15 protein-coding genes are annotated in these 25,407 nt (G+C 45.1%); 5 read left to right on the top strand and 10 right to left on the bottom strand.

From position 1 onward, the window contains the following. Positions 1-7: 7 nt before the first annotated feature. Positions 8-6,049: a lamin tail domain-containing protein gene (locus C3B73_RS00090; RefSeq protein ID WP_103663600.1), complete on the bottom strand. Its 6,042-nt coding sequence runs from the start codon at positions 6,047-6,049 to the stop codon at positions 8-10. 42 nt (positions 6,050-6,091) lie between these two features. Continuing rightward, a complete protein-coding gene (locus tag C3B73_RS00085) occupies positions 6,092-7,210 on the bottom strand; it encodes a hypothetical protein (RefSeq protein ID WP_103663599.1) in 1,119 nt (372 codons plus the stop codon). Between the two features lie 389 nt (positions 7,211-7,599). Here C3B73_RS00085 and C3B73_RS00080 point away from each other — a divergent pair, with 389 nt between their 5' ends. Further along, complete coding sequence (locus tag C3B73_RS00080; protein WP_103663598.1) at positions 7,600-7,983, top strand: hypothetical protein; 384 nt, start codon at positions 7,600-7,602, stop codon at positions 7,981-7,983. Further along, positions 7,980-8,375, top strand: a complete 396-nt coding sequence (locus C3B73_RS00075; RefSeq protein WP_103663597.1) for a hypothetical protein — start codon at positions 7,980-7,982, stop codon at positions 8,373-8,375. The genes C3B73_RS00080 and C3B73_RS00075 overlap by 4 nt, the downstream gene beginning before the upstream one ends. A gap of 65 nt (positions 8,376-8,440) precedes the next feature. Here the strand turns inward: C3B73_RS00075 and asd are convergent, their stop codons facing one another. After that, entirely contained in the window at positions 8,441-9,490 is a 1,050-nt protein-coding gene (gene asd, locus C3B73_RS00070; RefSeq protein ID WP_103663596.1) for an aspartate-semialdehyde dehydrogenase, read from the bottom strand. A gap of 576 nt (positions 9,491-10,066) precedes the next feature. Here asd and C3B73_RS00065 point away from each other — a divergent pair. Both C3B73_RS00065 and C3B73_RS00060 read left to right on the top strand, forming a co-directional pair. After that, positions 10,067-11,329, top strand: coding sequence for a spinster family MFS transporter (locus C3B73_RS00065; RefSeq protein ID WP_103663595.1), 1,263 nt, complete (start codon positions 10,067-10,069; stop codon positions 11,327-11,329). 422 nt (positions 11,330-11,751) lie between these two features. Then, positions 11,752-12,765, top strand: a complete 1,014-nt coding sequence (locus tag C3B73_RS00060; protein WP_157939373.1) for a hypothetical protein — start codon at positions 11,752-11,754, stop codon at positions 12,763-12,765. A gap of 118 nt (positions 12,766-12,883) precedes the next feature. Here C3B73_RS00060 and C3B73_RS00055 read toward each other — a convergent pair whose 3' ends face one another. Further along, positions 12,884-15,457, bottom strand: a complete 2,574-nt coding sequence (locus C3B73_RS00055) for a M1 family metallopeptidase (RefSeq protein WP_103663593.1) — start codon at positions 15,455-15,457, stop codon at positions 12,884-12,886. Between the two features lie 908 nt (positions 15,458-16,365). Here C3B73_RS00055 and C3B73_RS00050 point away from each other — a divergent pair. Continuing rightward, entirely contained in the window at positions 16,366-16,905 is a 540-nt protein-coding gene (locus C3B73_RS00050; RefSeq protein ID WP_103663592.1) for a hypothetical protein, read from the top strand. Between the two features lie 581 nt (positions 16,906-17,486). Here the strand turns inward: C3B73_RS00050 and trxA are convergent. The 6 genes from trxA to C3B73_RS00020 all read right to left on the bottom strand — a co-directional run bounded on the left by trxA (position 17,487) and on the right by C3B73_RS00020 (position 24,829). Then, positions 17,487-17,855: a thioredoxin gene (trxA, locus tag C3B73_RS00045; RefSeq protein WP_103663591.1), complete on the bottom strand. Its 369-nt coding sequence runs from the start codon at positions 17,853-17,855 to the stop codon at positions 17,487-17,489. A gap of 334 nt (positions 17,856-18,189) precedes the next feature. Next, a complete protein-coding gene (gene katG / locus C3B73_RS00040) occupies positions 18,190-20,409 on the bottom strand; it encodes a catalase/peroxidase HPI (RefSeq protein WP_157939372.1) in 2,220 nt (739 codons plus the stop codon). Positions 20,410-20,546: 137 nt separating this feature from the next. Beyond that, entirely contained in the window at positions 20,547-21,059 is a 513-nt protein-coding gene (locus C3B73_RS00035) for an FKBP-type peptidyl-prolyl cis-trans isomerase (RefSeq protein ID WP_103663589.1), read from the bottom strand. Between the two features lie 854 nt (positions 21,060-21,913). Further along, positions 21,914-23,332 carry an NAD(P)(+) transhydrogenase (Re/Si-specific) subunit beta gene (locus C3B73_RS00030; RefSeq protein WP_103663588.1) on the bottom strand — a complete coding sequence of 473 codons (1,419 nt, stop codon included), beginning with the start codon at positions 23,330-23,332 and terminating at the stop codon, positions 21,914-21,916. Beyond that, entirely contained in the window at positions 23,329-23,625 is a 297-nt protein-coding gene (locus C3B73_RS00025) for an NAD(P) transhydrogenase subunit alpha (RefSeq protein ID WP_103663587.1), read from the bottom strand. Before C3B73_RS00025 ends, C3B73_RS00030 begins: the two co-directional genes overlap by 4 nt. A 79-nt stretch (positions 23,626-23,704) precedes the next feature. Beyond that, the gene (locus tag C3B73_RS00020) at positions 23,705-24,829 is read right to left on the bottom strand and encodes a Re/Si-specific NAD(P)(+) transhydrogenase subunit alpha (RefSeq protein WP_103663586.1); all 1,125 of its coding nucleotides are present in this window, start codon (positions 24,827-24,829) and stop codon (positions 23,705-23,707) included. Positions 24,830-25,407: the final 578 nt, after the last annotated feature.

The following is a 25,407-nucleotide window of genomic DNA, read 5'->3' as shown; positions in this document are numbered from 1 at the left end:
AACATCCCTAAAACTTACGTGCCAGTACCACAGTTTCCTTAAAGGTCTTGTTCTTTCCGCTGGTACTGTTGTAAGCTTCAAAAAGCACGATGTAGATCCCAACCCGGTTCCTGCGATCATCATCGGTGAGGCCATCCCAGATCAGGGAGCCTTCAAAGCCAGCAGGGGTTCCGTCAGCAAGTTGTTTCACCTGTCTCCCGTATCGGTCAAAGATGCGGACTCTTAGCAGATAATCTGATTCATCAAGTTTGTAGTTGATGAACAGGTTGTCGTCGAATCCGTCACCATCCGGTGAAAACGGGTTAGGGGTGAAGGTCAACCCGGTATCTTCAGGTTTAGCACCCGCTATTTGATAAATTGAGTTTTGTTCAGCCGGAGTGCCACCGTTTACCCGCGTACTCGAACTCCAGTTTGTGTCATCATTACTCGGTCCGTTGGGGTCGATACGCTCCAGTGAGATCCCATCTGTATCAAAAAGATTAGGGTTGTGCCAACTTTCCTCATAGTAAACCGAATCGATGGTAATTCCGGTACTGTCAGCAATATAGACGGCATCATCGGATGAAGCTAAACTCAAGCTGGACCGGTCGGTTCTTAGTTTGAATTCATCGGTAGATTCAGTGATCTCGAAAAACTCTGCCAGCCGGCTATTGACGAAATCGGTAGCCTGATCTTCCGCATAGATCAAAACGTATCCGTTAGACGGGATCCATTTGTATTGTGAGTTAACGGGGTGTATGGTTCGGACCTCTTCGTTTTCATCGGGGGCATCATGCAGGAATATCCCTTCAAGAGAAATGGCATGATCCGAACGGTTATAGAGTTCGATGTATTCGGTTTGATCGGGCAGATTATCATCAGAATCGGCCAATGGGTCGAACATGATCTCGTTTATAACTACTGAACCGGGGGTAAGGGGTTGTGAAACCTCGATACTCAGTTCACCGCTGGAATTACCCCGATAATCCACCAAACCCGAAATAGAGAGGATCAAAGCTTCACCGGAACCTGCGTTAGCCGTTTCTGCGATGAGTTGATTCCCATTGTTTGGGTCGAAATCATAGATCGACAATGGATTTCCATTCAATGTCATTGTGGCATTATCAGGTATTACAAATTCAGAGAATACCAGTGATATTCGGTTGTTCTCTATGGTTTTTGCAAAAATTACCTGAGGAGGCTGCTGATCGGGTTCAAATACAGAACTTTGGTTTCCGGCGGAGTTTCCGGACTCAGAAATACTGCTGCTCCAATTGTTAGGATCGTTGGAGGCAGACAAGGGATCTTTTCTTTCCAGTGATACACCGGGCGAGTCGCCTCCCCAGGTATGCTTGTAGTTCAGGCTGTCGATCACCATTCCCGTTTCATTTTTAATGACTACAACATCCTGGTTATCATTCAGTGAAGGGAAGCCCGGCAAATAAACAGCCTCTCCATTTACCATGTTGGTTGTTAGTGCCTTAGCGACTGAAAAGTTTTCAGCATCTGTCAGTATCAGGTATTCTCCACTTCGGATCTGTGTTCCCAAAGGAAGAATGGTAGAGTTGGCAGCATCGGCAAAGGACCAGTTACTTAAATCAAAATTCTTGCCACTTTGGTTGTAGAGCTCAATAAACTCCGGAGAATCACCGGTTAAGCGTCTGTAGAGGATCTCATTTATCACGATATCACCGGGCAAGGCGTTGGAGTATTGGGTGAACTCGATCGTCACAGTTTCACTGCTTTGCAGGTTGCCAAAAATATCAGACTGTGCCTGAACGGTTACAGTATAAACTGAACCATCAGTCATAGCGGATGAAAGGGTGATAGTGATCTCATTACCATTCGTTTGCTGAATGTCACTGATCCCTATATTTGGAGAGGTGCTGTAGTTGGAAGGAACCGTCGCAAAGTCTGAGCTGACCCGTTCGTTATATCGGATCCTGAGCATGTTTGTCCCAACTGTAAATCCATGGGTAATGACAGGAGGATCATCATCTGTGGGGACTTCGTTTGGGCTGCCCGGAGTAGCCTGATTGGAGGATGGTGAATCACTCCAGTTTTCAGAAAATGTGGAAGGAGCCTCCGGATCAAGTCGTTCCAGTGAAACCTGATCTCCGCCCCAATTAGAATTATAAGTCAGGGAATCGATAAGAATTCCGTTTTTATCCCGGATCACGATATCGTCTGCTCCGTTGTTGAGGGATGAAAAAGAGGTGCCGAGTACGATCAGATGTTTATCCGGGAACCTTTCAAATAACGTGCTGTCAGGAACGAGGACCACATAACTTCCCTGAATCAATTCTGTGGGAGAGTTGGTGATCGTACGACGGGTGCCGGTGTTATCATTCAGGGTCCATCCGGTCAGGTCGAGATTCTTACTGCTTTTATTGTACAGTTCAATGAATTCAGAATAATCAACGGCGGGATCATACATGAACTCGTTGATCACCACATCTCCTGAATCGGCCTCCTGAATATCAATGAGAAAGAAGGAGTCAGAAAGGGAAGGCGCAGAATTACCAAAGATATCCTGCTGATTTTCGATGATGATTTCGTACGTGGTTCCTGTGTCTTGTCTTGGTAATTCACTCTCAAACAGAATGGTGACCGTATCAGGTTCAGAAAATGTAACTGAAGCTATATCAGGGATCTGATCATCGATCTCAGCCGGACCTTGAAGGGTGTAATTTGAGGGATTTTCTGCTGTGGAATTTTGAATACGCTCGTTGAATAGAATTTGCAAACGGCTGTTGCTAAGGACGGTGAGTTCAGATATTTCAGGGGTATTAAGATCATCAGTGATCATATTTTCGATACCCGGGGTGGCCAGCTGTGGTGAAGGAGAAGGTCCCCAATTTTCACCATATGCCGGAGAAACAGCCATACTTCTGCGCTCAAGTGAGACCTTGATCCCTCCCCAGGAATTATCGTAGGTCAGGGAATCGATCAGAATGCCGTCAGCGTTTCTGATCACAATATCATCGGGTGTGGTGCTGTTCAGGTTGGCAAAAGCAGATCCCATTACTAGCAGGTTTGCATTCGGGAAAGAGGTATTAATAGTGCTGTCAGGGGCAAGGACGATCCGTGAATCCGGCAGTAATGTTCGTTGTTGATCGGTCAGGGCCCGCCTGTTTCCGGAGTTGTCGTTGAAGGTCCAGTTTTGAAGGTTATAGGCACTGTCCGTGGCATTATATAGCTCAATGAAATCAGTAAATCCGTCGGCAGGATCATACATGAATTCGGTTATGAAAACATCACCGGAATCGGCCACTCCGTAGTCTATGACAAACAGAGACCGGGTTATAGCTTGACTTACATTTCCAAATAGATCGGTTTGATTCTCAATGGTCAACTCATAGGTTGTGCCTTCCGGCTCACCGGGAAGGTCACTGCTCAACTGCAGCAGCACGCTATTCGGTTCGGTGTATGTGATCGACTGAATGTTTACGCCCGGGTCCGTAATGTTATCAGCCTGAAGGGAATAATTCGAGACAAGGGTTGCCGGACCCTCCTGAATTCTTTCTGAATAAAGCAGTTGAAGTTCCGATCGGCTTATGAGGTTAGTTTCCGTGAGTTGAGCCGGTAAATTATCGGTCTCAACGACGTTTGAGTAACCGGGGGTACCAAGATCGGGAGAGGGAGAATCACCCCAGTTTTCCTGAAATAGGGATGATACAGCAGGATCCCGGCGTTCAAGGGATACATTCTCACCACCCCAGCTGTTGGTATATTCCAATGAATCTGCCATGACACCTTCTGAAGTAAAAAGTCTTACCTGATCTGAGGTGGTACTGTTAAGATTTGGCAGAGAAGCCTGTACATAGTAGGCCGGTCCAAAGGTGTTGATCAATGCCGAGCTATCGGGAGTAATAACGGCAAAACTGTCAGGATAAATAACCAAGTCAGAAGCGGAGATCGTGGTAAGGGTGAGTTCATCACCGACCTGCCAGTCTTTGAGGTTCAGGTATTTTCCTGACAAGTTACGGATCTCTACAAAATCGGTAGCCCCGGCGGGCGGGTCTTTCATAAATTCATTGATAATGATATCTCCGGCGGCAAAGGTATCAAACAGGAAGAACTCCTGAGTGGTGTTGGCATTGATCGTCCACCCGTTTATACTTTGGAGGGCATTGATGACCAGATTGTACGGGCCGGAAGACAGAGGGCTGATGAGGTCTAACTGGATCTGATTCGCCTGGGGTTTCGTTATGCCGGTAGCCGGATCCAAAGGGGAAGTATTTGTGGAAAAGTCAGAAGGTTGAACCGAATTCAGGTCAACCTCTTCACTGAATTCGAGTACCAGCTGTGAATTTGTAACGATCGTAAGGTTGGTGAGATCAAATGGGTTCTGAAAGGTGAACTCAAAGGTGTCGCCAGCACTGTTTCCAAAGATATCTGTGAGAGTAGATACCTCCAGGTTCCAGGTGCCGTCATATTCACTCAACTCACGGTCAAGAGTCAGGGCAACAGTATCTGCAGTTAATTGAGTAGCTGAGGTGATAGTTGGAATCGGCGGAGTGCTTGCCCCCGATGCCGGGTTCAGGCTCAGGCTGTAGTTGCCGGCACTCTCTGCAGAGGCATTTTCCAACCGCTCTGAACTTACCATAAGCAGCGTGAGTGGGTCACTTGGTAACATTTCATTTATTTGGGGTGCTTCCACATCTGCCGAAACCTCATTAGCCGTTCCCGGCGTGCCAAAATTTAGGTTGGGAGAATCGCCCCAATTTTCCGGGTAAATAGAGGCTACTGCAGGATCTCTGCGTTCAATGGCTACATCAACGCCGCCCCAGTCACTATCATAATAGAGGGAGTCAGCTATCATTCCGGTGTTATCAAATAACCGGATCTCATCATCCCCATTATTCAGGGCCGGGAGTGAAGCCAGTATGTAATTCGCAGCACCATAAAATACATTGAGTGTGGTTGTATCTGCTGAAATGACCGCATAATCATTTGGTAAAAGAGGCGTATCTGTTGATGCAATGGTGGTCAATGAACCATTATCTCCAATTTGCCAGTCTTTGAGGTTTAGATATTTTCCAGAAAGGTTACGGATCTCCACATATTCGGAGGTACCCGTTGGAGGATCTTTCATGAACTCGTTTATCACAACATCACCCGGTGAGAAATCATCATAAACGACCACCTGAAACGTGGTATCTGTGAGTGTAGTTGAACCGGACAGATCATCGATCCCTGAAATATTAAGACTGTTAATGCCACCCGGTAGCGGGTTCGTGAAGCTCAGCCTAAGTGATTCAGTACTCAGCGAATTAATTGATTGTGGATTAACTGAGCCCGGTTGCAGAGTAAAATCTGTAGTTTGAACCGATGCGGCATCATAAGCCTTGTTGAAACTGATATCGATCTCAGTATCGCTTATCAAAGTGACGTCAGTGACAGTTATGGGCGGAATATCGATCTTGAAGTCGAAGGCAAAACGGTCGGTTCGGGTAGAGGTATAGGTTGTCACAAAGCCAAAATGAGAAGCTGTTGTGAAGGTGTTATCTAACCCGGTGGCCTCTTGTACCAGGATGCCCGTATATCCCGAGGCTATCTCAAGGATCCAGTTTCCCGAGGCATCGCGGGTGACTTTTACTCTGTAATCTCCACCACCGCTTATATTTGTCGTACCGGTTAAAACTTCACCGTCTTTAGCTCCGTTAGTCATTCTAAATAGCCTGAATACATCCCCGGATAAATTTTCACCTGCCTGAAGCATATAACCATTGATGTTTGCAGTCAGGTCTGCGTTATCACTCATAAGGTAAATTTCTGCTTTATTCCCATCGGAAGGAGCAAAGCCATCCAACCGAATAAAAAATTCCCAGTACCCGGTAACTTTAGTGGATGGAATACTTAAATAGGATGAGCCGGCAGCTGCAGCTTGCTGTTGAAGAAGTATGTTATCACCTTCGGTAGTGAAGGTGAAGTCAGCGGTTGTACCCGTCCAGTCAGAAATATCCTGATCAGTAAAATCGTCTTCAAAATTTACAGTTTGTGCAAATACAGAGCCGTATGGCACAAACAGGAAGAATGCGATAATGTAGAATTTTGTACTTAACATGATGTCCCCGAAACAATGTTATGAGTTATTAGAACATGTTAGTTACCTGCTTTTGATAAAAAGGTTGAAAATATCTTTGGGTACAATATTCAGACGCTTGTTTACTTTTTTAAGAGAAAGCGTTTTTAAAGGATCAATATCCAGAAGTGTATTGATCCTATTCTGAAGGTCGAAAGCTAAAATTCTGATCTGTTCCAGATAGTTGAAGTAAAAATCCTGGAATGAGACCCCTTTCTCAAACCTTATGGTCGGTTCAGGCAGATCGATCTCAAGCTTTCCGGTAAGAAGTTTAAGTTTACTTTTATGTCGTGAAATTGAATCAAGGTCCAAGAATTCACAGGAATAATTATTTGCAAGGTGGTCTGAGATCCTTTGTTTAGGATCTGCAGATAAAGACTGAGTTTCGTCACTCAACAATGCTTCAAGAGTAATGGCTTCAGCATATTTAATGGTGAGTTCGAGTTGAAGGGCGATGAGTCCGTAATCAAATGCGGAACGATAGGTTTCGTCAACGGTGGACAGGACATCTTCCTGAATAGTTGATGAAGTCTCAGATTCCCGGCCCCGGATCATGACATCAATCAGCTCCTTGATCTTTCGGATACTGCCGGCGCAGGCATAACCTTTATCACGGGGAGAGATGAGGATGTGGTGTTTATCTGCGTATTCATATAGAAGGTTGGCTTTGGCCGGTTCAGAGTCGTTAAAATGATCGTCGCCACGCTCTATCATGGTCCGGCCGATCATAAAAACTCCGGCTACCAGTTTGGTTTGGGAAGTAAACTCAACAGGTACGTACTCGTGTTTATATTCAAACTTATGGTTACGGATCAGATATGCGGTAGAAGCCACCAGTAATTTAGAAAATATGTAAAGATCAGCCGTTGTAAGGTGGTCATATCTGATGTCAAATACTTGTCTGTAATAATTCCTGTACCGATCTATAAGAGTCATCAACGCAGGCCAAATTCTCATCATATCGTGCAGGGCCGTCATATTATACTGCTTGCCGTCACGACTATCACCAAATTTGCAGAGGTGGTATTCAGTAGGAATGGTTTCGCAGTAAAATGCAGGTATGGCATTGTCTTCACCTAAATATCTGCCATCACTTCCCTTTATCGTAGAGGTTCCCTGCCATACACCGTACTTGAATTCCATGTCGTTTCTAAGAAACGGGGGTGGCAGAATTTTTGAACCTATTTTCACGATCGGCCCCGAAAGCAAAGGAACAGAAGAAACCTTTGTAATAATGTGCGATATGCTGTTTTTTAGATCTATCAAAATGCATAATGGTTTGTGGCCAATCTAAAAAAATGAGGTGAGCTTTTCTCTAAACTTTTTATAAAAAAATAGGGTAAAAGGACTTTCAACCCTTTACCCCTGGAAGGACTATGAGGATACTCTAAAATCCTCATCATTTGACTAGTTACACCCCGAAATCATTAACCGTAGAGTTAGAGCGATGAGATAGGAACTCCTTACAAAATTTTTGTACTTTTTTTAATACAATATTATTTGGCCTAAATGAATAAAAATCAGGTGACAATATGAGGGCGCTTCCCTTTACGATCGACAATTTGAACGGCGGGTTCATGAAACTGGAGGGAATTCTGAGAGTGAAAGAGGATCGTTTGCTGTTTGAATTCCATAAAAAAGATGCCGTTCTGGAGGCATATCAGTCTGACCTTAAAAGTGTAGAGATCCCGCTTTCAGAAATAGATATGTTGGAATTAAAAAAAGGATGGTTCAGTGCAAAATTGATTTTGCACGGTAAGTCTGCATCCAGCTTTAAAGATCTGCCGGGGAAAGACCTGATCGAAAGAGTATTAAAAGTAAAAAGGAAACATCGTGAGGTAGCGACTCGTATTTCATCAAATCTCAATTTAAAATTATCAGAAAAGAAACTTCAGGAACTGGATGGTGATCAATGAGTATTCCCTATAATTATTCGATGTATGAATCAGATGACCTGAATGTGAAGGTCAAGGAAGTGAAGGGTATTATCAGTTATTCTGATGACGAACTGTTGTTTGAATATAAGGTGTATGACGCCATGGGTAACGGCCTGAGCAATCTGTCCAAATTTGCCATCCATATTGATAACATCAAAAAAATGAAATACAAAAAGGGGTTTCTTTTTACAGGTGGGAAACTGATCGTTGAAGCTGATAAGTGGGCTTTTCTGGAGCCGTTGCCCGGTAGCGTACAGGGAAAGATAAAGTTAAATGTAAAGAGGCGAGACAAAGGAGAGGCCATACGACTATCGACCAAGCTGAATCTCTATATGTCGCAGAAGCGCCTCGATGAAATGGATAGGGAATAATAAATGTATATCTATAATGTAGTGACGCAAGATCGGGCGTCACTACATTAGCAGAGTTAATGATCCTATTTCAGAAACCCTTTCTTCACCAATAATTCAGCATTCAGGATCGCCCCGCCGGCCGCACCTCGAATGGTATTATGTGCCATGGCCACAAAACTGACATCAAAAACCTCGGCCTTTCTGAGGCGCCCTAAATGCAACTGCATTCCGTTTTCAGCATCGGCGTGTAAACGGGGCTGTGGATATTTTTCTTCCTCATGTAACTTATATAGTTCTTTTGGAGAGAAGGGCAGGTCAAGATCAGCGATCGGATTTCTCCAGTTTGTGTACGCCGCTTTCAGTTCTTCAAAGTTTGAAGGTGGGTTTTCCAGCTTCACGGTTGCTGAGATCATATGACCGTTAATAGTTGGCACCCTGGTTGCCGAAGCCTGAACCGGGAAATGTGGTTTTGCTAAGGTACTGCCTTCAAGAGTGCTTAGAAGTTTTCGGGTTTCAGGGCCAACTTTTGGCTCTTCTCCTGAAATAAATGGAATCACATTACCTAAAATGTCAAGGCTCGCCACTCCGGGATAACCCGCTCCGGAAATGGCCTGCATGGTGGTGAGGATAAGTGCTTCGATCCCAAAGGCATCGTACAAGGGTTTCAGTGAAATGGCAAGAGGCACCGCTACACAGTTTGGGTTTGTCACGATCCATCCGCTCCCATTTTTGGTGAAAGTCTGTTTTTTGATGAGTTCGGTATGATCCGGATTGATCTCAGGAATAAGCAGCGGAACCGTAGGATCCTGACGATAATTCTTGGCATTTGAGATGACCGGGATACCGGCAGAGGCAAACGCTTTCTCAATTTCTCCGGCAACCGATGAATCCAACCCTGAGAAGACAAAATCTACCTCACTAAATTCAGAAGGCTCACAGTTCTTAACGGTCATCTCCTTTACTTGCTCAGGTAACACGACGTCTTCGATCCAATTGGCTGCGTCTTTATATTTTTTACCTGCTGATCGTTTGGAAGCTCCCAGGGCTTCGATTTCAAACCATGGATGTCCCTGAAGTAATCGAATAAATTTCTGTCCTACCGCACCGGTGGCACCTAAAATTCCAACTTTCATGATGAATGAGTGAGTTTTTATAGATCAAAATTTTGTTAGCACTGAAAATAACCATTTTAATACCCTTAATGTGAGTTTTTTAGATGAAGAATGTTCACTTTTTTTAATGAATGAGATAGACACTCTTTTGAGTAGCACTTAATTGTTCTGCCTCGAACACTCAAAAGGGGGTAGGTTGGATCGATCAATTGTTTACTTGATCAGACTTATAAGATAGGAGCACCCTCGAAGCGTCCGTTAGGTCCTTCGAGCGTTGCGGGTAGTTGACTACATCATTCGTTTCCGAACGCTGCGAGGACCGAGGGACGCTCGCAGGTTCTACCTCGTCTAGCCTCATTAACCTCATTCCCAACCATCCCGATCAAATCGGGAGAACGCCCGCCCGGACCTCCGGTTCGAGTCATTTAATTTGGTTGCCCGCCTCGGCAACCCCTCTTTGTTTTTCCCTAAACTTAGGGGAGAAGACTCTTTAGCTTAATTTCATACTCCGTAAACTTCAATATTCAATATTCCTGGTTGAATGTTCGATATTCATTTCCACTTCCATCCAATACATCAGTACTCTATCTTAGCCCCATGAAATTTATCTACGATAAACTTGAAGCGCGCAACCCCCACATTTACGCCTGGCTGGTATTAGGGCTCCTATTCCTGATCTACATCTCAAGCTTCGTTGACCGACAGATCGTGGCTGTTTTGGGGACTGCCATTCGGGATGACCTCGGTTTCACTAATACACAGATCGGTGTGCTCTACGGCCCGGCTTTTTCCCTGATTTATGCCGTTTGCGGGATTTTTATGGGATGGTTTGCTGATCAGTTTTCCCGGAAACGGATCATTCTCATTGGGTTGGTGATCTGGAGCCTGATGACCGTTGCCAGTGGGTTTGCCAGCTCTTTCGTGTTTCTTGTGACAGCACGAATTTTTGTAGGGGTAAGCCAGTCGGCATTAAGTCCCGCCGTTTATTCTTTGCTTGCTGATTATTTCCCTCCCGAAAAAAGAGCCCGAGTATTCTCAGTGTACGCCTCCGGGATCTTTGTTGGGGTAGGTCTCTCTTTTTTGATCGGTGGCTCCGTAGCAGAAGCCTATGACTGGCGGGAGGCCATGAAGATCGTAGGTTGGCCCGGTTTGGTGATCGCAGCTATTGGGTTTTTGTTGATCCGAGAACCGGAGAGGAAGTCCGGTAAAAGTGATCGTAAAGCTTCGGAGTTTTTTAATGTGCTTAGATTTATCCTGAAGAAGAAAAGTGTGCGGTATTATCTCGCCGGATTTTCACTGCTTTCCCTCAGTGGTTATACCATTTTAGCTTTTATTGGAACCGTTTTGAACGATACGTTTCAGGCTCCGTCCATGATATCTCAATACGGGTGGTTCATGTTCCTTGCAGGGGTTGGGGTGAACCTATCCGGATGGCTGGCCGATAAATTGGCCATAAAATACGGCCCGGAGAAACGCTTTGTGATGGGGATTGTAGCAGCTTTGGGCGGGCTCCCATTCTATTATTTCGGGTTGATGGCCGAGTCGGTAACGATGGCATTTATACTCATTGGGATCGGGAATGTGATCGCCTCATCATACAATGGAGTGGCTGCGGCTCTCATACAATATTTTGTGAAGTCTGATATGAGAGGGATGGCCGGTGCCGTTTATTTATTTGTGATCAGCATTGTGGGATTCGGGATCGGTCCGCCCGTAACCGGCTGGCTCATCGATCATGTGTTTACGGATCTGTATGGACCATCAAAAGCATTGCTTCTGGTATTTACGATATGTGGGTTTCTGGCTACAGTTTCTTTTTTGAAGGCGATGCAGCATTATCACGAAGATGCAGTGGAATAACAAACCCCACCCCGTAGAGACACCATGCATGAAGTCTCTACGGGGTGCGGTTTAAGGATAGGTTATTTGATTCATTATTCCTGCTACTACTGCTACTACCGTAAAGGCGAATCGCATTCGCCCCGGTAGGGCATTATCTCGTTTCCAGCAGGGATGTAAGGAACAAGCGTTAACTCTCTTTTGATCCCCAGTTACTGATTAATACTGCCCACCCATAAGCTACTAATTACATAGAATTTGTAGTATCAATAAGATATATTAGGCCTGTCAGGGTTTTCAGTTTCAACGAAAATGATTTAAACATGTTCATTCAAAACAAGCATAGGCATTCTCTGTTAGTTGTCATTTTTTCATTTATTGTTATTAATTCTTGCAGCTCTGAAAAGCCACGAAAAGAAGTGTTGGATTATGACACTATCCCCATGATAGAATTGGTAAAAGATTTTAGTATTACAGAATCGGAGGATTACATTCCTGCATGGGTAACAAGGATGTTTCTTACGAAGAATGGAGATATCCTGGTATCAGAGCGCATGGAAAAATCGATCCATCAATTCGATAGCCTGGGGAACTATGTTGCACAGGTAGCGAGAGAGGGAAGAGGACCCGGAGAATTGACCCAGAATGCTAACGCGCATTTTAATGGTAAGCTATTGGTAATGAGTAACAACAATGGCATGTTGACGGAATATCGCCCTAATGATGAAGGTATCTACGAATATTATACAGATCATACGCTTCGGCTTCCCGGGGTATTACGTGGTATTCACTCCACAGATGATTTCAGTGCTTTTTACATAAGTGTAGATTCGGTTCGAATACCTTTTGGTACAGTTCCACCAGAATTTACTACCGATTTTATACACCTTGTCCGGGTTGAAGGGGATAGCCTAAGAGTCGAAGAGAAAGTTTTATCTATAGAAACTCACTCTTCTTATGTTCAAATTTCAGAAGACGGAAATACGATGAATTATAGTTCTTTGCCCTATCGTTACTCAGAATATATGATCCCTCTTCCCGGTAAACGAATCATGGTTCAACGACCTTCAAGCTCATCTATCGAAATTTATGATGAAAATTTTGATTTAGAGCACCAACTAAATTTGAACGTGAAAGACCGATTAGTCACAGATGCCGATATGGATTATTATTTTCCTGAAATCAGTAGCACAGAACGAAGAGATCGCCGGGAACTGATAAGGGATGTAAAACCACCCTTTACCCGAGTTTTATTGGATGATAACAATAGGTTTTGGTTGCAAATTGATGAAACTGAAGATGGGATAGAATATGTGGTGTTGAATTATAAAGGAGATCCGCTTGGTCGTGTAATGCTGCCCTCCGAAAGTCAACTTCATGCTGTCCGAAATAATAAATTGTATTTGGTAGATCGTGATCCTGAGACCAGGATCGATGTATTTAGTGTAGAGCTTTAGATCTTACACTCGTTCCCAACCCAGATGTTGGGAACGGGAGAATGTACTACCGTAAGGGCGAATCGCATTCGCCCCGGTAGGGCAAGAAAATTTGAAGCAAAAACAAGTAAGGCTTAATTCAACTCTTGATCCTGTTCGCCCGAAACATCCCATCCGCAGCCTGCAGGATCTTCATTCGCAACTGATCGTTATAATCGTGACGTTCATCCAGAAAAGTACGCACAGTTTCCACGGATGAATCAGAAGCGTAGTTTCCAAGTGTTACATCCAGCCAGCGTTTTGGGAAAAAGATATCGCCGGTGACCTGAATTTCCTGAAGCAGTTCCAGGCTTGGTTGAATGTACTTCTCAGAATCTTCTACACGAAGCGGGTGATGCAGGTATCCTAAAGCACCGAGAACCCACGATTCAACCTGCCGGTTTTCTTCTTCTGTCAGTGATTCAAAGAATTCATCCCGAGTTTGTTGATCATTTGACAGTGCAGGACTTATAAATTCGAACCGACGTTTGCGATCTTCATTCTCGATCTGCTCCGTCTGTTTTGAAATGATCTCAGAGGCTTGTTCCGGTAATTTTACAGCTAAGTTACCGGCTATTGAGATATAATCTGACTCTGACAGGTTGAGTCCCTCAATCTCAAGTTCACCCGCCCAGATATCATATATCTTTTGTATCTCTTCTGTAGAAAGAGCAATATCCCTAAAGGCATTAAAGAACAATTTCTTTTTAGAGCTTTCAGACTGACTCATCATCTGTTCCCAGAGGATTCGTTCGGTTTCTGTTGAGAGGTTTGTCCTTTCATTTTCCGTTAAAAATCTCCAGTAAATGGTCTCAATGTAACCGAGGATCTGATTTTGAAGCAGCTGATTTTCCTCGACCTGTATCAATTCCAGCAGTTTATGATAAAATCCGATCGGATCTACCTCATTTTGTTCCAGCATATTTTCGTACAGGTTGATGAGATGAGAGCCTTTCCGAACATTACGCAGGTGTTGCCAGTATTGTAGCGTTTCAAGATCGGCAGGAAATAACCCGTAACCACGGCCATTGGCATTGAAGACTTTAGTTTCGGCATTCAATTCGTCCAAAGTCGCAAATTTGGATGGTTCATCGCTCAGGATATCAAAGAATTTGAAGGAGCTATCCCGCGGACTGATCGTCCATATGCCAACCTGTTGAGGCCATACTCGTTCCATACCGGCCGGATTAGTTTGCACCAAAATATCATAACGAAGCGGTTCCCGTCCGGGAAGTTCATCTTCCCTGAATTCATAACTGAAATGAGGACGGCCGGGAGTATTCACCCACACCTCACTCCAGGATTTCAGATCTTGTTCAACTTTTTGATCCAAAATATCGATCAGATCCGGCCAGGTGGCATTATCGAAGGCATAGGTGCTCAGATATTCCTGCATACCTTCCCTGAAAAGGTCTTCTCCAACCAGTAACTCAAGTTGCCGCATCATGATGGGAGCTTTGTTATAGATGATAGCACCATACATTTGTCCGGCTTCATTAAGGTTTTCAAGATGTTGCCGGATGGGATTTGCCCCCTCGGTTCGGTCCACAGAATAGGCACTTGGATGATGCCGAAGCAGGAAATTCAGGTCATGATCGATCTCCGGAAAACCCGGGTTGACGATCTTTGCTGCCATAAAATTGGCGAAAACCTCTTTGGTCCACACATCGTTGAACCACTCCATGGTCACCAGGTCTCCAAACCACATATGAGCCGTTTCATGAGCGATCAGGCTGGCCCGGCTCAGTAATTGTGAATCGGAAGGGTCTTCATCCAGAAAGAGGGATGAGGCATTATACTGAATGGCCCCAACGTGCTCCATTCCTCCATATTGGAAAGAGGGAATGAGAGCGAAATCAAACTTCTGAAAGGGGTAATCGATACCGGTGTAATCTTCCAGCCAGTCGAGTGAGGCTTTGTGCAGACGGAAGATGTCATCTATGTTTCGGTCTGTTTTATCCTGATCCGATTCTCTGTGAAGCATGGTCATTTCAACGTCATCTATGGATTGGGTGATCTTCTCAAAATCGCCCGCTACAAATGAAAACAGATAGGAACTGATCAGATCAGAAGGGGCAAAATTCAGGGTTTTGGTAGAATCAGATTCGTGCTCATAGTTGACCGGGGCATTGGCAATGGCTTCCCAGTGTTTAGGGATCTCAAGGGTGAGATCAAAAACGGCTTTCAGGTCAGGTTGATCGAACAATGGAAACGCCGTTCGGGCCCTGTCGGGGACAAACAAAGTGTACAAATAATCCGGATTACGATTCAGTGAAGACTCACCGGCTGTAAAGTCAATATCCACGGTGTTGGTCCCTGAAGTCAGGTGATCAGCAGGCAGAATTATATGCTCGTTCACGAAAGTGATTTGAACTTGCTCCCCATTGATAGACAGTGAATGTAAGTGGTCGTCCGTATCGCGGAAATCGAGTTGAATGTGATGACCTGCCTCTTTCAGGTCAAAAGAGATGGTTGCCTGGGCATCGATCGTTTCCGATCGTTCGGCAGGGAGATTGAAGTATAATTCATAGGTAATATTTGAAATATTGGCTTTTCGAAACTGAGCGAGTTCCAGTGAAACTCCGGGTTCTATACTCGGAGAATTTGAACATCCCAGGGTTCCAAATATCAAACTTAAAGTAAGAAGGTAATTACGTAATGTGGAGAAGTTCATAGACCTGATGTTTGTGATTTAACGCATGCAAAACTACCAACAATCAGGAAGATATCAAGTACAAAATATGTTAATTGTCGTGTTAGAGAGACCGTGGAAATCCGTAAATCAATTTTCTGAATGGAACCGTTTATTTTGGATTACCTGTAAAAGTCAGCCCTAACACTTTCAAAACAATGGTTCCCAAACCTCAAACGTTGTCATCCTAGCGCCCGAACAGTTATATTCGATGTAGAATGGTGAACGCGATGGACTGTGTCCGACTACTGGCGTGATCTCAACGTATAATACAAACGAGTAGCTCCACCTTTGAGACCCTTCGCGAAATACAACCTATACCTAATTCCAATTGAATTCGCTCAGGTTGACAACCAAGAGGTGGGTTTATGTCGAACTCACGTTATTTATTTCCACACCGGTTCACATTTGAATAACCCCGGACAATGAATTGCGATAGCATGGAAGCAGTCCGGGGTTAGTAAGCGTACATTGAATAAAGCTTCGCCCGTTAGATGTTTAAACCTCTGATGGTTTACGAAGCTTGGGCAAACTTCTCTTTAATGACCAATTTTCCACAACCCTGCGAAAACCAACAGAGACACTGGCACCTGTGTTTTCTTGGGTTTTCTTTTTTTTGGACTATTTATCCCAGGGTTGCTCCCGCTTATGGGGCTTTACCCTGGGTTATTCATATGTGACCCTTTCAGGGTCAGGAAGGAACAATGAGCAGAATTCTGCCATTGAATTATCTAACTTCTAAAGGGAAGGCGCAGCAAGGTTGCTGAAAACTTTAAGTTTGGGATTTTCAGATCTTTAAACGTAATTATGGATAAGTGGCTCTTAAGCAGTTTGTGAGAGTTATATATTTGGGGAAGGAACTTTATATAACCAGAGTAAATGTGTGACCTATGAGTTTTCTGAAAGCCAGCATCCTGTTCATATGTATTTTTATAGGGTTTAATGTGCATGTTCAGGCACAGGATATCACTTCGTTAATGGAGATCAGGGTTGAGGTTGTTACAGGGATCAGTGGAGAATTTCTCGAAATTGAGATCACAGACACCCTGAACAATACCGGAAAGTATGCGAGTCGCCAGCTTATATTTGGGAAGCCAACCGGTCACATTCAAAAAGAAGCGTCACTATTATATAAGGTAAAAGCATCACCAAATCAGGAGTTGTTATTCAGTCTTGATCCGGTTCAAAGCTTTAAAAATGAGGATGGTTCTGAGGTCACATTTCAGATCAGCTCTATTTATTACACTTATTCTCCGGATAGAGATGAGTTGACTCCGATAGATACGAATGTATGCGAGAGTGTTAAAACCGATAATTCCGGGGTGGTGTTTTTTTGGGTAAAGGGACAATTTCTATTTCCTGAATCTGTGAAGGGAAGATTTGTTAACAACACGCCGGTCTTAACCATGCAATGTGAGGAGTTTGAGTAGACAACGTGATTTCGACATAAAACTATCTCATGGTGGTCACCCTTGTAGGTATTAGGTTAATTGAGGTCAGAATGTTAAACATTTTCCTGTACGACCCTGAAGGGGTCACATATGAATAGCCCCGGCCAATGAAATGCGATAGCATTGAAGCAGGCCGGGGTTAGAAACATGAATACACAAAGCTTCGCCCAAAAGGTGATTTAGTCAGTACCGTTTAACGAAGCTTGGGCAACGAACTTTCTAGTGGCTTTGGTGTCCGCTTGCCCCAACCCTGCGATAGCCCTGTGATATTTTGGCACCTTTCGTGGCTTGGGTTTTTGCTATTTCGGGGATGTACCCCAGGGTTGCATCCGCTTACGCGTTCTTACCCTGGGCTATTCATATGTGACCCCTTCAGGGTCTTCATCTTAACCAACATTGTCCTCGAATTACCCGACAACTACAGGGATGACACCTTCAGAAAAATTATTTCGAACTCAGGTTAAATAAGTTGTTCTCAGAAATTATTTTTAAAACAAAAAAGCAGCCTGATTGATCAGGCTGCTTTTAATGTCTAATTCTTGCAAATAAATAAATACAGATCAGGCAGGTGTCTCCACGTTGAACTGCTCTTCGATCAGTTTTACAAACTGAGCTTTTGGAAGGGCTCCGGCCGCCATCTGTGGCTGTCCATCAACCGGAATAAATAGAATAGATGGAATACTTCGGATCCCAAACACGGCAGCCAACTCCTGTTCCGCTTCCGTATCGATCTTGTAGATATCCACTAAGCCTTCGTATTCTTCAGATAGCTCTTCCATGATCGGTGCTACCATTTTGCAGGGACCACACCAATCGGCATAAAAGTCTATGATCGCAGGTCTTTCCCCTTTATAATTCCATTCCTGATTGTTCTCGTAATCAAATACTTTTTTCAGGAAACTCTCTTTTGTTAAATGTTCGGCAGACATGTTTTTTCTCTTTTGTTAATGTGTGGCAGCTGACTATTTATTCAGTCAAGCTGGTACAATTTGTTGTAATAATTTGTAGTAAGGTACGAATATTGATTGAGAATTAGGGACAGTGGGCAATAGATACTGATTATAAATGGCATAGTTTAGAATGTGGCCCTCCATTAGGTTCTGAGAAACAGCTTAGTTCCCGAGTCAAAGAGCAAACCGTAGGGGAAATTCATGAATTGCCCCTACGGTTTGCTCTATTAGGAATGTGAAAAACAGCAAGCAATAAAAAAGGCAGCCTGAAGATCAGGCTGCCTTTTGAAAGATCACTTATTAAAATTAAGTGTTACTTCAGATCAAAACGATCGAGGTTCATCACCTTATCCCATGCTTTCACGAAGTCGTTAATGAACTTCTCTTCGGAATCTTCACTTCCGTATGCTTCTGCAACAGCACGGAGTTCGGAATTTGAACCGAAGATCAGGTCAGAACGGGTGGCCGTCCATTTCACTTCGCCACTATCGCGGTCTTTCGCTTCAAACAGACGCTCGTCCTCAGAAACGGCTTTCCACTCATATCTCAGGTCAAGGAGATTGAGGAAGAAGTCGTTGGTGAGGGTTCCGGGCTTGTCGGTGAAAACGCCATGCTTGGAGCCGTCAAAGTTGGCATCCAGTGCACGCATTCCTCCAACCAGAACCGCCATTTCAGGAGCCGTTAGAGAAAGCAGCTGAGCTTTGTCAACCAGCATTTCTTCTTCTGTGGCTACACGACGTGCATGCGGTTTGAAGTAGTTACGGAAGCCGTCTGCTTCTGGGCGTAACCATTCGAAGGATTCCACATCGGTTTGTTCGTCAGTGGCATCGGTTCGTCCGGGAGTAAATGGTACCGTTACATCGTGACCGGCATCTTTGGCTGCTTTTTCAACAGCAGCACATCCACCCAGTACGATAAGGTCAGCCAGGGAAACTTTCTTGTCTCCGGACTGCGCATCGTTGAATGATTCTTGAATGCCTTCAAGGGCTTCAAGTACTTTATTGAGTTCGTTCGGATTATTGACATCCCAGTCTTTTTGAGGAGCCAATCGAACGCGGGCACCATTTGCTCCGCCACGCTTGTCAGAATCGCGGTAGGTGGAAGCAGAAGCCCAGGCGGTTCGTACCAGCTCAGATACGGAAAGTCCGGCATCCAGGATCTTGCCTTTCAGTTCTTCAACATCCTTTTCATCGATCAGTTCATGATCCACAGCCGGGATCGGATCTTGCCAAAGCAGATCTTCCTCAGGAACTTCAGGTCCTAAATAGCGGGATTTTGGTCCCATATCACGGTGAACCAGTTTGAACCAGGCACGTGCAAATACGTCTGCAAATTCATCCGGATTGTTGTAAAATCGCTCAGAGATCTTGCGATACTCAGGATCTTCGATCAAAGCAAGATCCGTGGTGAGCATCATCGGAGCATTTTTCTTATTTGGATCGTGGGCATCAGGCACGGTTCCGTCGCCGGCTCCGTCTTTAGGTTCCCACTGATATTTTCCTGCAGGACTCTTGGTCAGTTCCCACTCATACTCAAACAGGTTCTCAAAGAATCCCATGTCCCATTTGATAGGCTCGTTGGTCCAGGCACCTTCCAGTCCACTGGTGATGGTATCAGCGCCTTTTCCGGTTCCGTAATCGTTTTTCCAGCCAAGTCCCATTTCTTCCATGGGTGCTGCTTCCGGATCCGGACCATTATGTTCTTCAGGAGCCGCTCCGTGTACTTTACCAAAGGTGTGTCCGCCGGCGATCAATGCTACGGTTTCTTCATCATCCATAGCCATGCGCTTGAAGGACTGACGAATAAATTTAGCCGCTTTTTTTGGATCCGGTTCGCCATTGGGACCTTCAGGATTCACGTAAATAAGACCCATGTGGTCAGCGGCGAGTCGGCCTTCCAGGTTACCATCCTCATCGTGGCGCTCATTGGCCAGCCACTCTTGTTCAGGTCCCCAGTTGATATCTTTTTCAGGTTCCCAGGCATCCTTACGACCGCCGGCAAAACCAAATGTTTCGAAGCCCATAGATTCGAGGGCCACGTTTCCGGCCAGGATCATCAGATCGGCCCAGGAAAGTTTGCGGCCATATTTTTGCTTGATAGGCCAAAGCAGTCGGCGTGCTTTGTCCAGACTTACGTTATCGGGCCAGCTGTTTACGGGTGCAAATCGTTGATTCCCGGTTCCCGCTCCGCCACGGCCATCAGCCACGCGGTAAGTACCGGCACTGTGCCATGCCATACGAATCATAAGCGGACCATAGTGCCCCCAGTCGGCAGGCCACCAGTCTTTTGAATCGGTCATCAGATCGGTCAGATCTTTTTTGACAGCCTTCAGATCCAGTGATTTGAATTCTTCAGCATAGTCAAAATCTTCACCCATTGGGTCAGACAGATTTGAGTGCTGACGTAAAATATCGAGGTTCAATTTGTTTGGCCACCAATCGCGGATCTTTGTTCCGCCCCCGGCAACTTCACGTACATCCCCATTTCCGTGGTGGAAAGGGCATTTACCTTCGTTGTTCTTTGAGTTTTCCATAGACATTCTTTCTCCGTTAAATTTCTCTTCAGTAGACTTGAAAGTAACTGATTCCCAAGGCCTGAACCAAATCAATAAACATTTAAACCGTGATAGGTTTTGTTTATGAAGAAATTGTGAAGAAGGCGGAATGCAATTTAATCCACGTTGATCAGGCTGATCTCGAAGATGAGGTTGGCATTAGGAGGGATGCTTTCACCTGAACCGCGTGAGCCGTAAGCGTAAACGGATGGAATATAAAGCGTGATGGAACCGCCGGACTGCAGAAGGGGAATACCAATCTGCCAGCCATAAATGAGATTTCTCAGCGGAAAGGTGACCGGGTTTTGGGATTGGTCAAAGACGGTCCCGTCGCTCATGAGTCTTCCCTGATAATTCACGGTAACCTGACTGCAAAGCTCGGGAAGTTCACCGGTGCCCTGTTCATCAATCACATATCTGAGACCTGAGTAGTGCTCCTGTACATTTTCGATATTATTTTCGGAGATATAGGTATCGATGGCAGCAATTTCTTCATCAAGCTGAGCGGAATCGATCCCTGTCAGGTTCAATTCGTAGTTACATTCATCGGTATTGCTGAAACAACCGCTTGAAATGACAATGATAGTAAGAAATAGTGCTGCCAGTACTGCTTTGAAATAAAGACGCATTGAAATATTAAATGATATGTGTAGATGAGGTAATTAGAGCATCAAAGATACGACAGAACTTCGCATAAATGCATCCTAAATAATGTATGTTTGAAAACTTAAACCCTAAATGGGAAGATCTTTCTAAGGACTGGTTTTCTTGAATACACTTGATAGTTGTCATACTGAGCGCCCTAGGTTTTGAATTGGCATGTTAGGGTGAACGCGAAGGATCTCAACGTATAATACAAACGAGTAGCTCCACCTTTGAGACCCTTCGCGAAATACAACCTATACCTAATAAAAATTGAATACGCTCAGGGTGACAACCAAGAGGTAGTTTTACGTCAAACTCACGTTATTTAATTCCTCACAGGTCACATATAAATAGCCTCGGCCAATGAAATGCGATAGCATGGAAGCAGTCTGGGGTTAGAAATATGAATAAACAAAGCTTCGCCCAAAAGGTAATTTAGTCTAACCCGTTTAACGAAGCTTGGGCAATCAACTTTTTTGTGGCTTTGGTGCCCGCTTGCCCCAACCCTGCGATAGCCAAGTGATATTTTGGCATCTTTCGTTGCTTGGGTTTTTGCTATTTCGGGGATGTATCCCAGGGTTGCATCCGCTTATGCGGTTTTACCCCGGGCTATTTATATGTGACCCCTTCAGGGTCTTCATCTTAACCAACATTGCCCACGAATTACCTAAAACATCTACAAGGATGACAACTTCAGCAAAATTATTTCGAACTCAGATGATTCAATAAGCAACCTTGGAGCGTTTAAAAGACCTCCAAGCGTTGCGGGATTGTTTCCGACACTTTTTTGCAAGAATACTCCAAAAGGCGGGGACACATGCAGTTCTAGAGCTAAAATCTAAACATCATTGAGTGCCTCATTCAGGGCCTGAAGACTCTTCTTAGCATCCCCGAAAAACATCTGATTTTTTTCATCATAGAATAACGGATTATCAATACCTGCGTAACCGGGACTCAAACTTCGTTTGAAGACGACGGTGCGTTTGGCCTCATCCACATTGAGAATGGGCATGCCGTAGATCGGGCTACCGGGTTCTGTCTTGGCAACCGGATTGACCACATCGTTGGCTCCAATGATCAGCACTACATCCGTAGACTTGAATTCAGGGTTGATCTGATCCATATCGAGTAGCTGATCGTATGGAACATCCGCTTCGGCAAGCAACACATTCATATGTCCGGGCATACGTCCCGCTACAGGATGGATGCCGTATTTCACTTGAACGCCCCGTTCCTCAAGTTTCATGGCCACTTCCTTGAGTACGTGTTGAGCTTGTGCCACAGCTAAGCCATAACCCGGTGCGATCACCACTTTAGAAGCATAGGCCACCTGTATAGCAAGATCCTCAGCTGAGGTTTCACGAACCGTTTTGTCACCGGCATCGCCACCGGCTGAACCGCCGGAATCCCCACCGAAAGCTCCGAAGATCACGTTGGCCAGCGAGCGGTTCATAGCTTTACACATAATTTGTGTAAGAATGAGTCCGGCGGCCCCTACAAGTGCACCGGCAATGATGAGTAGGTTATTACCGATCACAAAACCGGCCATAGAGGCGGCCAGTCCTGAGTAGGAGTTAAGCAATGAAATAACCACCGGCATATCAGCCCCGCCAATTGGGATAACCGAAGTGATACCGATCAGCAGAGATAACCCAAGGATGACCCAAAAAATAGTTTGGTTGGTTGGGTCGAATGTGAAAAATGCGATCAGAACCAATACGGCGATCATAGAACCGATGTTGATAATATTCAATCCCGGGAAGGTGATGGCATTTCCGGAAATAAAGCCCTTGAGTTTACCAAAGGCAATGAAACTTCCGGTAAAAGTAAGGGAACCGATAAAGATACCGAGACCGGTGGTAACCAGGCTGTCCGGGGTCATCGTGGTTGGATCAACCAATCGGGAAAATTCACCCCAGGCAACGAGTGCAGAAGCACCGCCGCCAAATCCATTGAATACGGCAACCAGTTCCGGCATGGCGGTCATAGCCACTTTTTTGGCCAGTACGGCACCGATCAACCCACCGATCAGAATACCGGCTATGATCCATTCGAACGAGATGATCTGTTGGTCAAAGAGTGTGACCACAATACCAATAAACATCCCGAGGGCAGCTAACTGATTTCCTTTTCTAGCTGTTGCAGGTGAATTCAATAATTTCAGCCCACGAATAAAGAAAAAGGTCGCGATCAGGTAGATGATCTGAATGGTATCTGGTAAATAGGGCAGAAGCGATTCGGGTATAAACTGACTCATTTCTCATCTCCCTTTTTCTTGAACATTTCCAGCATGCGGTCGGTCACCATAAACCCACCCACTACGTTAATGGAGGCAAAGATGATGGCCACAAACCCAATGATCTGACTGAGCTGGGAATCAACGCCCGAATGACCGGCTACGATCAGGGCTCCCACAATGGTGATCCCCGAAATGGCATTGGCGCCACTCATAAGGGGCGTGTGCAAAGTCGGCGGCACTTTAGAAATAAGCTCAAAGCCAATAAAACAGGCCAGAACAAAGATGAAAAGGGAGAATATGAGTGTCGACATAGTTCTTAGTTATTTGTGATTGGTTATTCGTTTAATTGGTGAATGACCCATGATCCAATTAACCAATAACCATTTCCTGTTAACCACTTTTCAACATGGGGCTGATGACTTCGCCCTGATGCGTGATGGTGGTTTTTAACAATATTTCGTCTTCAAAATTGAAATTCGGTTTACCGTCTTCGATCAGCAGGTCCAAAAGGGCATACATATTCTTGGAGTACAGCTTGCTGGCGTGCAGTGAGAGCTGACTTGGCAGGTTGTTCGGGCCAATGATATTCACTCCGTATTTCTCAACGGTCTTCCCATGTTCGGTCAATTCACAATTCCCTCCATTTTCAGAGGCAATATCCACGATCACTGAACCGGGCATCATGTCCTTCACCATGGCTTCGGTGATCAAAACAGGAGCGGGCCGGCCGGGAATGAGGGCTGTGGTAACAATTATATCAGATTTCTTAGCGTGCTCGTGGATCACTTTGCGCTGCAGATCCTGTTTGGATTCATCCAGTTCTTTGGCATAACCGCCTTCGGTTTGAGTTTCTTCTTCCCCCAGTTCCACTTCCACAAATTTCGCCCCCAAACTCTCTACCTGTTCTTTCACCTCGGGACGGATATCGAACGCTTCAACGACAGAGCCGAGTCGTTTTAGAGTGGCGATGGCTTGCAATCCCGCAACTCCGGCGCCAAGCACCAGTGACTTAGCCGGGGGAATAGTTCCGGCCGCGGTCATCATCATCGGCAGGTATTTATCGAGTTCATTGGCCGCGATGAGGGCAGCTTTATATCCGGCGATGGAGCTCATAGACGAAAGGGCATCCATATTCTGAGCGCGTGAAATTCTGGGGACCGCATCCATTCCTAATGCAGAAATTCCAAGTTCTTTTAGCAGATCAACCAGCTCAGGATGCTGCAGCGCCCAAAGGAAACAGATCAAGACGGCATCATTTTTCAATTGCCTGAGTTCCTCACCGGCCGGAGTTTGGATGGTAAGAAGTATATCCGCTTTTGAGAGGATCTCATTACGTCCTCCGGCTATGGTGGCTCCGGCATTTTTATATTGTTGATCCGGAAAATTAGATGCCGTTCCGGCTCCCGGTTCAACCCAGACTTCCAGACCCTTTTTGATAAGCTGTTCTGAAATCTCCGGGGTGAGGGCCACTCTTCGTTCGAAATCTGCCGTCTCTTTTAAAACACCTACGATCACTGTCTTTCCTCCTATTTACTTAACAGCAATTAACTTACTGAAATGAATCTAAATCGCAAATATATTTGAGAGGGCTTTTTTGAAGGGGTCTTGCCAGCTACAACCTCGGTATCTTATTCAAGGAACTAGCGCAGGCGTCTCGCCTGTGCGGTGGTTGGATTACACTTGGCTGCCTGTATTCATAACCCAATCCCTGTCCCTTGCCCTCCGGCTCACAGAAGTAAAGTTGGTTTTCTTACAGTCATCGCCGCAGGGTAAGGGAACGCAATGTTGAAAATATTTCCAAGATTAGTCCTTCCCAAGCAGTCTGGAATCTAAAAGTTCGTATAAGTTTCAAAATCCAGCATACACTCCCAACAGATACTACAGAGTTTCCCCGCTTGGGCGGGGATCAAGGGGTGGGTAAAAGGTGCCAAAGCTCAGGATGCTGGCTAAAAATACGGTGTTTGATTTAAGAAACTAGCGCAGGCGTCTCGCCTGTGCGGTGGTTGGGGTAGACTTGGTTGCCCAATTCGCTACCTCTTCTGTTTGCCTGCCGATTGAGGTAGTACAGCAAAATCTTTTGTCATTATCTCGTT

It is taken from the genome of Gracilimonas amylolytica (assembly GCF_002911695.1).
GTDB classification, from domain to species: domain Bacteria; phylum Bacteroidota; class Rhodothermia; order Balneolales; family Balneolaceae; genus Gracilimonas; species Gracilimonas amylolytica.
This window is presented reverse-complemented; position numbering and strand designations above follow the sequence as displayed.

Coding starts and splice junctions, on each gene's coding strand:
- C3B73_RS00090 (WP_103663600.1), bottom strand. CDS start 6,049: ATGTTAAGTACAAAATTCTACATTATCGCATTCTTCCTGTTTGTGCCA.
- C3B73_RS00085 (WP_103663599.1), bottom strand. CDS start 7,210: ATGGAATTCAAGTACGGTGTATGGCAGGGAACCTCTACGATAAAGGGA.
- C3B73_RS00080 (WP_103663598.1), top strand. CDS start 7,600: ATGAGGGCGCTTCCCTTTACGATCGACAATTTGAACGGCGGGTTCATG.
- C3B73_RS00075 (WP_103663597.1), top strand. CDS start 7,980: ATGAGTATTCCCTATAATTATTCGATGTATGAATCAGATGACCTGAAT.
- asd (WP_103663596.1), bottom strand. CDS start 9,490: ATGAAAGTTGGAATTTTAGGTGCCACCGGTGCGGTAGGACAGAAATTT.
- C3B73_RS00065 (WP_103663595.1), top strand. CDS start 10,067: ATGAAATTTATCTACGATAAACTTGAAGCGCGCAACCCCCACATTTAC.
- C3B73_RS00060 (WP_157939373.1), top strand. CDS start 11,752: ATGATAGAATTGGTAAAAGATTTTAGTATTACAGAATCGGAGGATTAC.
- C3B73_RS00055 (WP_103663593.1), bottom strand. CDS start 15,457: ATGAACTTCTCCACATTACGTAATTACCTTCTTACTTTAAGTTTGATA.
- C3B73_RS00050 (WP_103663592.1), top strand. CDS start 16,366: ATGAGTTTTCTGAAAGCCAGCATCCTGTTCATATGTATTTTTATAGGG.
- trxA (WP_103663591.1), bottom strand. CDS start 17,855: ATGTCTGCCGAACATTTAACAAAAGAGAGTTTCCTGAAAAAAGTATTT.
- katG (WP_157939372.1), bottom strand. CDS start 20,409: ATGGAAAACTCAAAGAACAACGAAGGTAAATGCCCTTTCCACCACGGA.
- C3B73_RS00035 (WP_103663589.1), bottom strand. CDS start 21,059: ATGCGTCTTTATTTCAAAGCAGTACTGGCAGCACTATTTCTTACTATC.
- C3B73_RS00030 (WP_103663588.1), bottom strand. CDS start 23,332: ATGAGTCAGTTTATACCCGAATCGCTTCTGCCCTATTTACCAGATACC.
- C3B73_RS00025 (WP_103663587.1), bottom strand. CDS start 23,625: ATGTCGACACTCATATTCTCCCTTTTCATCTTTGTTCTGGCCTGTTTT.